The following is a 16,473-nucleotide window of genomic DNA, read 5'->3' as shown; positions in this document are numbered from 1 at the left end:
TAAAAAAAATGGAAAAAAAGTTTGAAACTCAAATTATCTATTCCAAAGAACATATCTGGGAAAATTATTATGATATAGATAACGATGGAAATATTACAACACTCTATTTAGATGAGGTTGATTTAAAAGATCTTGATGTTTTATCGCCTGTTGCACACAGTTTGGTTAACTTGGCAGTCGTAGATTGTAATATCAGAAGTTTAGGGACATTAGAATTGTTTACTCGATTGGAAATTTTAAGCTTAAGGCAAAATGAATTATATGGTTATGCATTTGAAGATTTAAGTTATTTGAAAAAGCTGAAAAAACTAGATTTAAGAGGAACAAATATTAAGGATACTTCACCACTCGGTATTCTTAATAATTTGGAGATGTTATTTATTGGCGGAAATGATGAGATTGATGAGGTAAAAGGGCTGGAAGGTTTAAAATCATTATATCATTTAGATGTGTCTAACAGCTGTATTAATAGTATTGAGAATATCTGTGCAAATGAAAATATTCGTGTACTAAATCTAAAAGGCACTCATTTGGAAAAGATTACGCATTTGGAGAAATTTCCTAATTTGGAAAGCCTTAATCTGGATGGTACTTTAGTAGAAAAAATAGAAGGATTAGAAGCTTCGAAAAATCTTAAAGAGCTTTTCATTTCTACATGGCGGTTAAAGTACATTGAAGGCTTGGAAAACTTGACCAAGTTAGAGGTTTTAGATCTACATTTGAACGAAATCTCAAAAATAGAAGGATTGGATAACTTAACCAATTTAAAATGGTTGAGTCTTAATAATAATAAAATAACAAAAGTTGAGAATTTGGATAATCTGATAAACCTTGAACTTTTATTATTGGAAGCCAATGAGCCAATTACTTATTTTGATACTGCATTTTTTCACAATTTAGTTTCAGAATGTTATATATACATGCGAGACATGATGGAAATAGAAAGAATTCAAAAGGTTACACCCGAAAATGTTAAAATCAATTATGATGACGATTATCGATGGCCTACATCATTGTATCGAATTCCCAGAGAGATTTTTGAATAATCTTTGTTTAAATAATCTTCAAAAAATAAATTAAAAAGCTTTTAAAGCGAAACTTCCAATAGAAGTTTCGCTTTTTTATTAAAGGATTATCTTTAAGCTCTTAAACTGAGAAATTTCAAAATAACCATGACAGATTTTATAAAAAAACTTGAAAAAGAGTTTGATATTCAAATTAATCATTCCAAAGAACACATCTGGGAAAATTATTATGATGTAGATGAAGATGGGAATATTAAAACATTATATTTAAATAAGGTTGATTTAAAGGATATCGATGTATTATTACCAATAGCAGACAGTCTTGTTAAATTAGCCATTCCATATTGTAATGTGGAAATATTACGTCCATTAAATGCTTTTTCACGGTTAGAAACATTAGATTTAACAGGCAATAAATTACCGGAAAAATCCTTTAGGTATTTAGGAGATTTAAAAAGTCTGAAAAATCTGGATTTGGGAGCAACTGAACTTAAAGATACTTCTTTGTTGGGCGATTTAATTAATTTGGAAATATTATATATTAGTTGCAATCCGTATCTCGAAGTAAAGGGTTTGGAACATTTAAAGTTCCTACAGCGGTTAGATGTCACTCTGACTAAAATTGATCATATAAAAAAGATAAATGTTAATGAAAATATCCGTTCTTTAAATATTGGAGAAACTAAAATTGAAAAAATAACCGATTTGGAGCGCTTTCCCTATTTGGAAGAATTGAGAGTAAATGGAAGTCGGGTAGACAAAATTGAGGGTTTGGATACCTTACACAATCTTAAACAACTTCTTATTTCGTGTACTCATGTAGAAGAAATTGAAGGTTTGGAAAGCTTGAAAAATTTAGAAGTATTAGACTTAAGCCATAATGAGATTTCAAAAATAAAAGGATTGGATAATCTGAAAAATTTAAAAAAATTAAATTTAAGTGAAAATAAGATCGCCAAAGTTGAGAATTTAGATCATCTTATTAATCTGGAGTTTTTAACTTTCGAGATCAATAAAATTAAAGAGTTTGATACGTCTTTTTTATCTAATTTAGTTTCCGAATGTTTTATTTCCTTATGTTTTACAGGGAATTATATCAAAGAGATTAAAGATGTTCCAAAGAATGTTACCATCAAATTTGAGGCGGATCATTTTGTACCAAGAATATTTCCTATGTCAAATGATTTGTTTCTATAATATAATAAGAATATAATAAGAGCCTTGTTTTTACAGGGCTTTTTTATCTGAAATTAGGCTGTCAAATTAATATTAGAAAATAATTTTGATGGATTATAAAAATAATTATATAAAAAATAAATAATGTTGGACATAAAATATAAATCTGGCAAAAATGATGACGCGGAGAAATTTGCAGATCCGGTAAAATGACAGATTTTATAAAAAATAGTTAATATTCAAATTATCTGTTCCAACAAACATATCTGGGAAATTAAAACATGATATTTAGATTATGTTGATTTAAGATGTTATTGACTGTCGCAGACAGTTTGTTAAATACAACATCAGAAATTAAAAAAGAATGGACAAAGCTCACTTTTTTTCTCTTTAAAATAGATTGTACTCAGCTTCGCGAAAAATAAAATATTTCGCAAAATACAGTTAAATAAAGGTTCGGATTGTTACAATCCGAACCTTTATTATTTAATGATATCTGAAATCTCTTTTTACTTAATGATTTTATCTTACAACTAAATGAATTGTTTAAATCGATAAATACATTTATCCATGTTTTTGAAAGAGATACTGCAAGTTACTGTAACTACAGAATAGGCAGGGTAAAAAACTTTAATAAGAATGAAAAAATAAGGAATTTTGGACTTTAAAATGTAAAAAATAAGAGAGACAAAAATAATTAGTTTAAAAAAGCATATCACTAAAAATATTAAAGTATTATGGACGAAAATAAATTACCCACGAGAGAGGAATTGAAAAGTTATTTTAAAACAGGTAAATACCCTACACAAAGTCAATTTTCAGATTTTATAGATTCTTATTGGCATAAAAAAGAAGATACACTACCAGAGGAAACATTAGCAACTGTTATTAATAGAAATAATGTAGTTCCGGAGCAAGGAATTAAATTAGTACACAGTGCGACATCGCCTTCTACTAAAATTGAGTTAAGAGTCAATCACAAAACCTGGTCTCCATGGATTGGAAATATGAATCCCGATCATACTGGAGTTTACAATCACTCATTTGGGTATGGTGCATTACAGGATGTTACCTCCGGAGACGGAAATGTAGCACTAGGAAATCATGCGCTATGGAAGCTGACAACAGGCATTAGAAATACAGTAGTAGGATCGAGTTCGATGATTGCCTTAAAAGAAGGCTACTGGAATGTTGTAGTAGGGCAGGCTACTCTGTATTATTTTGCTACAGGACACAATAATACCGCTGTAGGTAGAGTGGCGATGAATAATTTCATAGGAGGTTACGGTAATACTGCTTTGGGTAGTCATTCAGGATATGTTGATGGTGGAACCAAACATACTCAAGAATATAATTATAATACTTTTTTAGGATTTAGATCAGGTTATACGTCTGATTTGCCGAATAATTTAAAAGGGAATAATAATGTTACAATTGGATCAAATGCTCCGATAGGAGGTAATACGAATAATAAATTAGTCATACATTCATCAGAAGCAGTACTAAATCATAATACGACACTTCCCCTTATAGGTGGAGATTTTGTAGAAAGAACCTTAGACTTTGATTCTTCATTAAAAGTCCATCGACTTCCACAGGCGGATTCTACTTTTACAAAAAACATTGTTGCTAAATCTGATGGAACATTCGGTTGGGAAAATAAGAGCAGTGGTGGAGAAGCCTCAAGACTTTCTTTTTTATATGGTCATTCGGGGAGTGAAATTGATGGAACGATTGCTGATATCATTCAACTTTGGAATCAGGAAAGAACTATTACGATTAAAAATAATCCAAGCAACGAAAAACCATATTGGATAATGATGGAATCCGCATCATCTGATTATGGAGTAATAAAGATAAAAGCTGAAGCAGGAAGGGTAATTTCAATTGATACTAAAACAGGATATGAAACTCTACAACAAGATACCACTTATAGACTAAAATCTGGAAAAAGATATTTAGTATCTAAAAGACATGATGATAACTGGCTGATTATATATGAGTTTTAAATATTGAAAATAAACAAAAAACAGATTCTTTTCATCCTCTTATAAAGAATTGGATGATAATATTTCGTAGTTACTCCATCAGAGAAAATAAATGTGAAAAGTTTTGTAGATGGAGTAAGTTATTTGATTTTAAGTAAATAGGAGTTACTGCAACTACAGAATGCACAGGTCGGAAAACTTTTATAAGACTGAAAAAAAGCTGAATTTTGAACTCTTAAATATAAATGGTCATTGGTTCAAAAAGTCAATTATCTTAAAAACATAAGTAGAAAAGAATAATATGGAAATAAATGAAATAACAACAAAAGATGTTTTAAAAAATTATTTTAAAACAGGGAGATATCCCACAGAAAATCAATTTTCAGATTTTATAGATTCTTATTGGCATAAAGAAGAAAATATACCGAAAGAAAAAATAGAAGGTTTAGATGCTCTACCATTAGACTATCAATTGCAATGGTCTCCTGCGACTAAAAAACTTTCATTAGTGGATTCTAAAGGAAATTTGATTTCAGAGATTTCTTTGCAAACTATAGATAATGTAAGTATAGATTTAAGGTATAATTCTGCTACATTATCATTGGAAGTGTATAATAAAGATAATGAATTGCTGTACAGTATTCCCATTGCTGATTTTGTACAGAATGTAGCTACACAATTAGTATTGAATTCTAACAATTTACAATTAAAAGACAGCAAGGGAGCAATACTGTCAAATATTATTTTTACGGTATCCAATATTGGAGGATTACAGGAAGCACTTAATACTAAATTAACTGTTCCTGAACTAACAAATAACTATGTTGGAAGATGGAGTACAGCGTCTGCAAATTTTGTTGAAGGAGTATTGCAGGATAATGGCAGTAGTGCAGGAGTAGGAAATAGTAATTATAATAATATTATATGGGCAGTAGATTCTGTAACTCAGGCAGCGCTTATAGCTCCAAGAATGACCCAAGCTCAGAGACTTATCATTACACTTGATATTACACAAGCTGGAGCGGTTGTATATCAAACTAATGGAAGTTTTGGGTATTATTTATGGAATGGGACTTCTTGGCAAACTTTAGGTGAAAATATTGCAACAGCAGATTTATCAAATACTCAGGCAAGAACTTTTACTCAAAATGCAAATTTTACTTGGAATACTTTGGGTAATCCTTATTATTTGAAAGGATTGGCGGATATTGGTTCTGATCATAATGAATACTCAAAAGTATTAAGAATAGACCCAACAACTAAACAAGTAGTAGAAGGTGATGCTTTTGTAGTAACGATACCTGATAATTTGCCTAATCCTTCTACCCCAACTGCACAGACTTTAAATATAGTTCACACATATACAAACAGTCCAACTGCATTAGATACTAATGTAGTGGCTTTAAATGATTTTATTATGAATATAAGTAACTTAGAATTTACTTCATTAGCTGCAGATGATTGGAATGTAGTAAACGCAACAAATAATGATTCTTCTTATATAGATAGAAATTCAGGGATAGTATTGAAATGTTTAAATCCAGGTCCTTTTACTAATAGACAGGTAATGGCTTGTGCTTATCCCAACTTAGTATTACCCAACAATAAAAACTGGGTATTCACTATAGGATGTACCGTAGGAGCTCTCCATATTTCTCACATGGGAGTAGTAGGAATAGCCGCTAGTAGCGCTACAACAAATGTAGGAATGCTACAGAGCTTTTTATCTTCTTTATCAGCTGGTTGGGATCAGTATAATTGCTTGAACTTTATAGAGAGCACTGATGATACTACTCCAGTTGAAAATGGTTTTGCTAAAGTAAATAATAATACTTTAATATTTACAAAAGTCGGTAATATACTAAATACTACAGTAAGAAGTGGTAATAACTATAAATCTTTAAATATAGATGTTACGGGTATAAATTCATTTAAACCATTATTAAATCTAGTTAAAAAAAGCTGGGATTATCCCAATAATTCATGTACATCTGATTTTGGAATGTACTACATACAGCCTTAAAATAAAAATAGAGTGAAATTATTAATACTACAATAATTAGAATTAATTGTTGTCAAGAGATCGGTTAAATTATAGGTCATAGAAATCAATTTAAGTATTTATAATTCAATAAATTAAATTAATTACAGCCAGAAAAATATCATGTTTTGGCAAGCTATCGAAACAGTATGTAATTAAACCATTTCATTTTGGAAAAAATTACAGTGACTAAAGAATAGAGAAACCAGAGAACTTCTATAAGAATGAAAAAAATGAATTTTAAAGTATAAATTAAATACAAAAAGCAATTATTGCTAAAAATATAAGTAGTAAACAATATTAAAGTATTATGGAAAAAAATGAATTAATCTCAAGAGAGGAGTTGAAAACCTATTTCAAAACAGGTAAATATCCTACGCAAAGTCAATTTTCGAATTTAATAGATTCTTTTAAACATAAAGGAGATGTATTGACAAATAAAGAAGTGGTAATTATTGCCAATAGTTTGGCAGCTATGACCAACGGAGCCATTCAGTATAATATAATGAATGATAGTGGGGAGCTGCACTTCTCCATCGTAGTAAGCCAACAGGATGCAGAAGACCAGATAATCGAAATAGACAACACAAAAGGCGAGTGGAAAAGAACATATTTCTTTGGTAATGCACCTTACAATATTACAGCAAAAGAATTTTCTGCAGAAGCATTAAAAGGAACCGAATACTATAACTTGTATTACCAAATACATCCGGACTATGCGATAAATAGACTGTTCGGAAATAGTTTGCCTATGATTCTTGATGGGTTTGAATTTGGAACGTTAGAGGTTAAAAGTTTTTACTTACAAATAAATAAAATAGATTTAGGGCAAAAAATAAATATTGTAAATACAAACATTAAATTCAATAATAAAACTGAAATACCTATTCAATATAGAATCGTAGGGGGTAACTGGAGTCATATATATACAAATAAAGACATTATTACCGATCATTATGATATATGGGATTATTTGACATTTTATTATCGTGCAGACCTTCGAGAAATCAATCAAAATATAGAATGTAAGGTCTATGATGCCGATAATGATACTCTTTTAATGACAAGCTATTTAAACGCTGGACAAGACAATCAAAATGTTTTTAGTGGTAGTTCAGCTATGGCAATCAGAAATATTAGAATCGAATGCGATTATCAAATAATATAAAAAAGTTTGTTGTAAGAAGACTACAAGAAAAGTAAACGGAAAATCTAGAACATAAGAATAGCCAAGCTCTTCACGGGTGGTAAATATTATATCATTTGCAATTTGGTTAAACAAAAGATTATGAATAGCAGTGCCGAAAACAGCCAAGCATACATTCTTCAATGTTATTATAAGTGTATATTGCTCAAAATAAATATTTTAAATTTATTTTGACATTCAATATCAAAATAAAAACTTCTGATAAAAAATCAGTAATACGGTTTCTCAACTTTATCTTAATACTTTGGCGCTAAGAGTTGCCATTTTTAGGGCTTAAAAAGCGCAATCAAACATTATAAAATTTTTATAGATGATACGGTTCTATTGTTACCATGAGAATGGTTGAAGGACTTCAAGATAATATAAAGTAAAAATCACCATATGTTTTTTTGAAGTTGAAAGATGATAAAAAATTAATTATATCACTGGAGAAAGTAGCAGGCAAAAATTTATTATAAAAGATAAAGAAGAAAGAATTTTTGAATTCTAAAATAAAAAGAATAAAAAACAATGGAACTAAAACAACTACAAAAATTATTTACTCATTTAGAAGATGTTATTATATGGCGTATAAAAAATCCTTCAGAAGATTTTAACACAGGAATGCCTGAATTTAAAACTGATGATTATAAAAACTTTCCACTAGGAGATTATATTTCAAGGAAAGAGTTTGCTCATCAGGAGGTTGTTATTCTTTTAATGGCTTTATTACCAAGATTGGATCCATCATTACTGAAACGAATTTATTTAGAGTTTCCGAATAGTGAGCTGTTTGATTTTTGTTCAGGCAGTGATAACGGAAGACTCTTTTATCCTACAATTCAGACTGTTCAATATATTTTAGGTGGGGACAGCATTTCTGAAAGATTAAAGGCACTGGATTATTTCAGTTCAGATTCAATTTTAATCAAAGAAGAGCTTATTGTTTTTTCAAGTTCGGCTCACGATCATACACCAATGAGCAGTCAGGTAAGTGTTCACCAGGAAGCTTTTAATGCTGTAGTTTTCGGATCAGAATTACTGCCGAAAATGAGCAATGATTTTCCCGCAGAACAACTACATACTCGTCGATCATGGAGCGATTTGATCCTGCCTAAGATCACATTGGATGAACTTCAGAGTATTGAAGCATGGTACAATAGCAGCCGAATTCTTATGGAAGACTGGGACATGCAGAAAAAACTTAAACCAGGCTTCAGAGTGTTGTTTTATGGAGAACCGGGAACGGGGAAAACTCTTGCAGCCAGCCTTTTAGGAAAGTATACGAAACGCCCTGTTTTCAGAGTTGATGTTTCTATGCTGGTCTCAAAATATATTGGGGAAACGGAAAAGCAATTGTCAAAATTATTCGACAAAGCGGAAAATAAGAACTGGATTTTATTTTTTGATGAAGCAGATGCTATTTTCGGAAAGAGAACCAATGTACGAGATGCTCATGATAAATATGCCAATCAGGAAGTTTCTTATTTGTTACAGCGAATAGAAACTTTTTCAGGGCTTATCATTTTGGCATCTAACTTTAAAAATAATATGGATAAAGCCTTTACGAGACGTTTTCATAGCTGCATAAAATTCGGTAATCCAAAGCATGAAGAACGTTTGCGTATCTGGGAGCAAAATTTGCCGCAACAATTACAGCTGGAAGATATTAATATAAGCAACATCGCTAAAAGATACGAGCTTACAGGTTCTAATATTATGAACATCATACAGGATGTAAGCTTAAAAACAATCGCATCGAAAAGCCCTGATTACAAAGTAAGTCTAGACATGCTACTGGAAAGTATTAAAAAAGAGTATGTAAAAGAAGATAAAATATTTGTGTAAATAAGTTCTGGTTGTGCTTCCTTTCACGAACATGTATTACAAAAACGATTTCAAATGTATAATAGATCCTCATTAAGATGAGGAAAATTGGGCGGGTTGTTATTTTGTTAATTTGATGTTCGTGTTTGGAAGCATATTATTTAAGAAATGATCTATAGTTTTTGTGTAAAATCTATGATACTGTTTTTTATTTCATTTCTAAAGTTTTGATTCCAATATCTTTAGATGCTTATTAATAAGCATGTAGGTGAAAGTTCCTTTAAAGCTTATAATTTTTTCTTATCCGGTCGGAAGCTTTAGAAATCAGGAAACTATAATCAGAGGTAGATTTCTTCTTAAAAATCTACTTAAAGAATTGAAAAACTCAAAAAGACCGGAGATTTAAATTCATTTAATTTCAAAAATAAAGCTAATGAAAGCGAAAATTATGCTACTGATAGTATTCAGTGGTTTCATACTGTGCTGTCGAAGTAAAAATAAAATTACAGTCGACTACAAAGAAGATAGAAAAGAAACGGAAAAAGTAAAAGTTGATTCTTTAGGCTTTCAGGGCTCAAAATCAATTCAAAATACGTCTGCCGATATATTACAAGAAGAAAAGAAAGATGAGGTATCCGGGGAAATATTGATCAAGGGAAAATCTGATCTAGACAATCCTTTTATTTTTAACAATATTGTGGGACGCGATACTATTCAACGCATTTCCATTGTGGGAACCGCAGAATATTCGATTAGTAACTATTATACAAAAGTTGATAATAAAAAATCGGAGGTTATAAAAGAAGAATCTGCAAATAGTATTCAGAACATAGCTCAAAATGCAGTTTCAAAGGAAGCAACCAAAGAAATTACTGCAAAAATATCAGAAGAAACAAAAAAAATAAAAGCGAATGGATTTGAAGCCGGAGCATGGATTACAATTACCATTGTTTCAGGCATTTTTATCGTAATCCTTTTCGCATACAAATATTTTAAAAAATGAAAACATCACAAAAAGGGATCAATCTAATCTTGTCATTTGAAGGTTTTAGTGCCAAACCTTATCTGGATTCTGCAGGAATTCCTACAATTGGTTATGGAAATACATATTATGAGAATGGCAAGAAAATCACAATGAGTGATTCGCCAATCAGTCAGGAAAGAGGGGTGAAGCTATTTTCATACGTTTTACCAACCTATGAAAAAATAGTTAACAGTAAAATTAAAATAACGCTTACTCAAAATCAATTTGATGCGCTTGTATCACATACATACAATACAGGCGGATCCGACACTTTATTTTCTTTAATCAATAGAAAAGCAGATGTTGAAACCATTAAAGATTGGTTTACTTCAAGGTATATTACCGCAGGTGGCAAGGTTTTGAATGGATTGATAAAAAGGAGGAAAGAGGAAGCAAATTTGTTCTTTTCTAAATAAATATTCCCACTTTACTAAATGAGAGGGTTTTGTTAATTTTCCTTTATAATAGCTTGATAAAATATATTACCACTAACAGAAATGCCGTCTTGTAGCTTCCAGCCTTGCAATAGATGGTCGTTAACTTCCATAACAAGATTTCCCATTGCCCAATGAGTTAAAATTTTATATTCTATAAGTTATTAATTTTGGTTCCCCACGAATATACAGAAATTACGGTACGTACTTTGCAAAGAAAGATACAACTAAACACATTTTCATATATATCTTTCAAATTTAGGCTAGGAAAATTCTTCAACAAATTAAAAGCAACCTATATTCACCATCATTCTCTCGGGGAGCACGATGAATACATGGCAAAACTTTTTGTTCAGGATGGTCTACAGCTAATCTCCAAAGATGACCTAAGCCTAGATTTGTGGGTTGAGCATGAGGTTTGGATTGATAATGAAGATCAAAAAAATATTCCTTCAAAAAATCTTCAAAATCCTCATCTTTACCGTTGTGCAGTTCTTTTAATTTTTCCTGGGTTTCGGGGATCAATATTTTCTGTATAGCCTGATCGTTGGGTAAGATATCACTCGCTGCGCCATAATAGGTGCATAAAAATGTATCGGTTCCGATAGGAGAGCGGTCAACATGATAAGAATACACATCGGTAGAAATAAAGTCGAATTCCTCATCCCGATCATAATTTTTAAGTAAATTGAGGGAAGGTGACGCTCCGAAATCAGTGAGTAATTGTAAATCATTTAAAATAATTTCCCTTGCCATATTCCCTTTTTCCGAGAGTTGAAGGGATAAAAGATCTTCAGGATGAATCTCTGTAATATTCTCTTTTAATTGTAGTTTAGATACAATTTCTTCAAAATCTCCATTTAAATTTCTTTCCCAGCATATGGCATTCACGACTCCTTGAAATCTGGTGTTTACAAGTTCGGAAAAAGTAGAAACCACTTCAATTTGATTGTTGTCAGAAAAAATAGTGTTCATAGAATTGAGAAATTAGCAAGTCATTTAATTCTATACAAAAATAACGAACAAGTTCAAGATAAACGGCTGATTAATATTTTTTGTCAGAAGAAAACCTGAAAGAAGCATTAAGTTCACCTCAGAATCACTTTAAAAGTTTGATGTGTATATGAAAAAATAATTATTTTAGATAATAATATACTAGTTAATACCAAATAATTAAACATCAATAAGAAACAAAAAAACAGCATCCTTTTAATGCTGTTTTTTTGTTTCTTATTGATCTAAATTTTAATTACTAATTCCATTCAGCTTCTGGCAGATCGTTATTATCCTCCACTCCTATAAATTCAATGATACTATTTTTTAATAATAAGCTAGGAAAAATTGTAATATTTTCATCTTTGCTAAAAACAACAGTCTGAATATTTTCTTTATCTAATAATGCTGTTGTGATCATCATTTGGAAATTTTTAAAGTCGTTTTCATCATCAAATGATAAAATATGCTTGGATGTCGAATTTTGTATTTTTATTCTCATAATGTATAATTTGTTATCAAAGTTAATTCTTTTATTGAAATTTTAAAACTGTTGAATCTTGAATAAATTAAATTGTTATTTCCAGAAAGTTTAGAGTATAAAATAATTCTAGAAAAATAAATTCTCTAATTTTTTAGAAGTTTCAATAATGTTTTTATATTTGTTCAAACAAATTTATCATGGAAAATATATTAAAAAGAGGAGATGTGGTAACACTTAAGAGTGGAAGTCCTAATATGACCGTAAAGTATAAAATGCAAGATGGTTCATGGAAATGTTCGTGGTTTGACTCTAATTATGAATTGAAAGAAGGTAATTTCACTGAGGAACAACTTATTATTTCAAAATAACGAATTTGTTCCTTATTGATTTTTTATATAACTATATCCTTAGTTGTAAAAAATAAAAATATATCTTGAAAAGACAGTATCATCTTGGTGCTGTTTTTTTATTGTTGTTACATTTTACAACATTAGATTTGCCTACTCATCAAGTTGTTTAATAAATATATAAATTAAAATTCATACAATGCAATCTTTAAAAGACTTTATTAATGAACAACTTTCAATAGAAGTTCAAGAAAATGGGCAAAATTCCCAAGATACAAAAGACAAGGTTGATGTCAACAATACTAATGAGAATAATGAAAATATTCTAAAAGGTCAGCCAAATGATGAAAAGACTGATTAAAAAGGGAATACATGTCAAGTTTTATCGTTTTTACTCTTACCTTTGCCAATCGAAATAAGCAAATGAAATTATAGATTGTTTAGTTTTCTATTTTTTTATGACACAACATTACAAATATTGTACTAAAAAAAAACTTATTGAACAATTATAATACGTCGAGATTTGACGTCAACATATTATAGTTTTGACAAATTTAATTAATTGATGTAATTACGGAAAACCGTAATGAATATATTTTTTTTATTTTTATTTTAGCAGAATATTAAATAGTAAAAACATAATCAATTCATTACAAATTTTGTTTTTGTTGTTTGGGAACAAAATTTGTATATATTTGTTATATTATTTGTTCCATTTATAAATAACAAAATTTTATATTTGAGAAAACTAATTAAATGGCACAAATTAATTCTAAGAGAACTTTTAATAGACCCAATCTTTGGGGGATGATTCAGAATGTATTAATTGCATCTTTAAACAAAGGGCAATTTTTATTAGGACTTATTGGTATTTGTTTTATAATAATGATTTTTAAATTAAGTCAAGCAGATACAAAAATTTTCTTAGACAGTTTATTAGCAGCAGCAGGTAATTGGCATTATGCAGGATGGATGTTGGGTATTTTTTCAACTGCAGGATGGTTTTTTGGAACCAAACGATTAAGAACATTACATACAAAAGAAATTAATAGAATTTCGGAGGAAAAGAAAAATTTACAACAGTCTAAACTGAATAATAAAAGGCTTAGTTCTAGTAATAATAAAAACAATAATAACAATAATAACAATAAAAGAAGATAATTATGGCAAATTTATTTATAATCCTATTTATTTTCGCAATGTTTCATTTTATATACGAATCTATTCTATCCCCAATGTTTAGAATGGAAATTAGATATAAACTTTTTGAAACTAGAGATAAATTAAGAAATTTTAAATTAGAGAATATAGATGCATGTGATAATGAGACATTTGATTTACTTGATGAATATGCTTCCAAAACAATTAATATGTTACCATTATATAATTTTTCAAATCTATATTATGCATCTAAAGTAAAACGTGATGAAAAATTATCAAGTGAAATATCAAAACATACAGAATTAATAAAAAATTCTAAATTTGATGAATTGAGAAAAATTGATAAAGATATAACTAGAGCAGCTGTTAAATCTCTGCTAGTTAATTCTGGTGGATGGATTTATATAATTGTTCCAATTGTTATTCCAATTATATTATTAATTTTCGCAATTGCAATGATAACACATAGTTATAGTAAACTAAAATCTAAATTAATAGTTAGTTCATATAAAATGTCATATGCTGGTGCGACTGGTGCTTATAATTCTCATTTAATGTATGAATTTTAGAAAGAAATAATTTAAAACATATTTCCAAAACCCTCTATTTTAGAGGGTTTTACGTTTTTTAGCTTAGATAATTTTTATTATATTTGTATTATTAAAAATAAAAACCATTCCTAAAAAAGGAATGTAAAATAAATCGTGCTAATTGCATTATTGCTAACCTAAACTACCACAACGAAGTTTTCGAACTTCATCTTTAAAAGCAAATAATGTATATAAGGTACGCCATTTTGGCGTGGCTTGTATCATTGCTTTTAAGGGTGTGGTAGCCCTTGGTTAACGTGGTACAATGTCCACGCTTTATTTTTTAAGCATTTATTAACCAAAACTACCACACAATGAAATTTGAATTATCTACATTCAAAACAGTAGCATCATGTTCTATATTGATGTTAACAAATCTCTCTTTATCAGGGCAAACTAAATTTTCTTTTGATGACCAAACACTAAAAAAGTTTTATTATCAGAAATTATTTCCAGTTGAGTATAAGCAAATAACTGATGGTTCTGTAACAAGAAATGCTTATATGATTTCTGATGATAATCAAATCCCTATTTCCTCAGATGAATTAAAAGGTTCATTTATTGTCATTTCAGACAAAATGGGTATTAATGATAAAGACGTTCCAGGACATTTTCTTAAAAATGAATTATGTGAAGAAGTTATAAAATATTATGAACTTGACAAAACCAATGTATTATTGGTAGAAAACGAAAATACTAAGAAACTTTACATGATGTATGCAGATTTTCTTAAAAGTATGAATGAAGCAAAAGAAAAACTTCAAAAAGATAACGCTGAACTGAAAATGATAGATGGATTTATGCAATCAATGGGATATAAAACCTCTCAAATAGATGGAGCCATATATGTAAAAACTAAATATTATCGAATTTTATGTAACCTATCAACAGTTGATGTTTTACAAAAAGACAAAGAATACTTGAAAAAAATTGATGGTTGTTTTGAACAACGAGAAGCTATAAGAAAACAAATCATTGCAACCATTCCAAAATTTGATCACTATGTAAGATTATATAGACTGCAACGAAATAGAATGTCTAAGACGGACATTTCATCATGGACAGCTCTAACAAAATCTGCTAATCTTTTAAATAAAAAAGAAGTTGATTTAACAGATAAATTATGGGGATTATTAGAATTGCAGAATGCAACAGAAAATTACCACAAATCTTCATCAGAATTTATTGACTATTTAAGTGCTTCTACTGGAGTTTTAGGGATATAAAAGTATAAATAGCACTAAATTTGTTATACAATACCAAAGGTTAATAAATATGATTAAATATTAATTATTTTTTTATATTTAACAAACTAAAAACTATAACCGATGATACGAATCTTTGATCAAACCATTAAGAATATACTTAATGAGAAAATTAGAATATTAGAAAATGAATTCAATGCCGATGTGGCATTCTTTTACGGTGAAATACATCCTGGTCTTGAAAAAGTTTTTCGAGATTTTATCGAAGAACTTAAAAATGATACTACATATGATAGAAATAGACTTGTAATGATTTTAAATACTCCTGGAGGTAGTGCCGAAATAGCAGAAAAGTTGGCAACTATAATGAGACACAATTATCAAGAAATTTATTTTATAGTACCTGATGCGGCTATGTCGGCTGGAACAATATTATGTATGTCTGGAGATAAAATTTATATGGATTATTCATCCTCTTTAGGACCAATTGATCCGCAAGTATATAATGGGAAAAATTGGGTTCCAGCATTGGGATATTTAGATAAAGTTGAAAGTTTATTGACTAAATCTTTAACGGGTAACTTGTCTGATGCTGAATATGTTTTTTTACGAAGTGTTGATCTAGCAGAATTAAGAAGTTACGAAATGGCTAGAGATTTAACAATCGCTTTATTGAAAGATTGGTTAGTAAATTATAAATTCAAAGATTGGAATAATCATTCTTCTACTGGTCTTGCTGTAACATTAACAGAAAAGCAAGATAGAGCAAAAGATATAGCAAGTAAATTAAGTAATAATAGTATTTGGCATTCACATGGTAGATCGATTGGAATTAGCACACTCAAAGATATGCTAAAATTAAAAATTGAAGACTTTTCATCAAATCCTGATTTACGTAATAAAATAAGAGAATACAATGATTTAATATGTGAGCACATAATAAGAATAGGTGCAACAGCGTTTTTACACTCTAGAGTTTATTTTTAAAATAA

At 29.4% G+C, this 16,473-nt stretch carries 16 protein-coding genes; 14 read left to right on the top strand and 2 right to left on the bottom strand.

Features of this window, described 5'->3' with window-relative positions:
* The first annotated feature begins 8 nt into the window (after positions 1–8).
* From ABD940_RS02055 to ABD940_RS02020, 8 genes are all read left to right on the top strand, one after another.
* Positions 9–1,046, top strand: coding sequence for a leucine-rich repeat domain-containing protein (locus tag ABD940_RS02055; protein ID WP_345199995.1), 1,038 nt, complete (start codon positions 9–11; stop codon positions 1,044–1,046).
* A 126-nt stretch (positions 1,047–1,172) separates the two neighbouring features.
* A complete protein-coding gene (locus tag ABD940_RS02050; RefSeq protein ID WP_345199993.1) occupies positions 1,173–2,222 on the top strand; it encodes a leucine-rich repeat domain-containing protein in 1,050 nt (349 codons plus the stop codon).
* Positions 2,223–2,938: 716 nt separating this feature from the next.
* On the top strand, positions 2,939–4,210 hold the full coding sequence (locus tag ABD940_RS02045; RefSeq protein ID WP_345199992.1) for a hypothetical protein: 1,272 nt from the start codon (positions 2,939–2,941) through the stop codon (positions 4,208–4,210).
* Between the two features lie 280 nt (positions 4,211–4,490).
* On the top strand, positions 4,491–6,212 hold the full coding sequence (locus ABD940_RS02040) for a hypothetical protein (RefSeq protein ID WP_345199991.1): 1,722 nt from the start codon (positions 4,491–4,493) through the stop codon (positions 6,210–6,212).
* A gap of 328 nt (positions 6,213–6,540) precedes the next feature.
* On the top strand, positions 6,541–7,398 hold the full coding sequence (locus ABD940_RS02035; RefSeq protein ID WP_345199989.1) for a hypothetical protein: 858 nt from the start codon (positions 6,541–6,543) through the stop codon (positions 7,396–7,398).
* Positions 7,399–7,947: 549 nt separating this feature from the next.
* Positions 7,948–9,264 carry an ATP-binding protein gene (locus ABD940_RS02030; protein ID WP_345199988.1) on the top strand — a complete coding sequence of 439 codons (1,317 nt, stop codon included), beginning with the start codon at positions 7,948–7,950 and terminating at the stop codon, positions 9,262–9,264.
* Positions 9,265–9,676: 412 nt separating this feature from the next.
* Positions 9,677–10,246: a hypothetical protein gene (locus tag ABD940_RS02025; protein ID WP_345199986.1), complete on the top strand. Its 570-nt coding sequence runs from the start codon at positions 9,677–9,679 to the stop codon at positions 10,244–10,246.
* The gene (locus ABD940_RS02020) at positions 10,243–10,683 is read left to right on the top strand and encodes a lysozyme (protein ID WP_345199985.1); all 441 of its coding nucleotides are present in this window, start codon (positions 10,243–10,245) and stop codon (positions 10,681–10,683) included. Before ABD940_RS02025 ends, ABD940_RS02020 begins: the two co-directional genes overlap by 4 nt.
* A 294-nt stretch (positions 10,684–10,977) precedes the next feature.
* Here the strand turns inward: ABD940_RS02020 and ABD940_RS02015 are convergent, their stop codons facing one another.
* Positions 10,978–11,676: a DUF1826 domain-containing protein gene (locus ABD940_RS02015; RefSeq protein ID WP_345199984.1), complete on the bottom strand. Its 699-nt coding sequence runs from the start codon at positions 11,674–11,676 to the stop codon at positions 10,978–10,980.
* A gap of 277 nt (positions 11,677–11,953) precedes the next feature.
* Positions 11,954–12,196: a hypothetical protein gene (locus ABD940_RS02010; RefSeq protein WP_345199982.1), complete on the bottom strand. Its 243-nt coding sequence runs from the start codon at positions 12,194–12,196 to the stop codon at positions 11,954–11,956.
* Between the two features lie 179 nt (positions 12,197–12,375).
* On the opposite strand from ABD940_RS02010, the gene ABD940_RS02005 reads away from it, so the two are divergent.
* From ABD940_RS02005 to ABD940_RS01980, 6 genes are all read left to right on the top strand, one after another.
* Entirely contained in the window at positions 12,376–12,546 is a 171-nt protein-coding gene (locus tag ABD940_RS02005) for a YodC family protein (RefSeq protein WP_345199981.1), read from the top strand.
* A 178-nt stretch (positions 12,547–12,724) separates the two neighbouring features.
* On the top strand, positions 12,725–12,886 hold the full coding sequence (locus ABD940_RS02000) for a hypothetical protein (RefSeq protein WP_345199980.1): 162 nt from the start codon (positions 12,725–12,727) through the stop codon (positions 12,884–12,886).
* 395 nt (positions 12,887–13,281) lie between these two features.
* On the top strand, positions 13,282–13,686 hold the full coding sequence (locus tag ABD940_RS01995) for a hypothetical protein (protein WP_345199978.1): 405 nt from the start codon (positions 13,282–13,284) through the stop codon (positions 13,684–13,686).
* Between the two features lie 83 nt (positions 13,687–13,769).
* The gene (locus tag ABD940_RS01990) at positions 13,770–14,255 is read left to right on the top strand and encodes a hypothetical protein (RefSeq protein ID WP_345199977.1); all 486 of its coding nucleotides are present in this window, start codon (positions 13,770–13,772) and stop codon (positions 14,253–14,255) included.
* 335 nt (positions 14,256–14,590) lie between these two features.
* Positions 14,591–15,502: a hypothetical protein gene (locus ABD940_RS01985; RefSeq protein WP_345199975.1), complete on the top strand. Its 912-nt coding sequence runs from the start codon at positions 14,591–14,593 to the stop codon at positions 15,500–15,502.
* A 102-nt stretch (positions 15,503–15,604) separates the two neighbouring features.
* Entirely contained in the window at positions 15,605–16,468 is an 864-nt protein-coding gene (locus tag ABD940_RS01980; protein ID WP_345199974.1) for an SDH family Clp fold serine proteinase, read from the top strand.
* Positions 16,469–16,473: the final 5 nt, after the last annotated feature.

This window comes from Chryseobacterium ginsengisoli (assembly GCF_039542325.1).
In the GTDB taxonomy this organism is placed as follows: Bacteria; Bacteroidota; Bacteroidia; order Flavobacteriales; family Weeksellaceae; genus Chryseobacterium; species Chryseobacterium ginsengisoli.
Note: the sequence above shows the minus strand (reverse complement) of the source record. Positions and strands in the feature narration are given on the sequence as shown.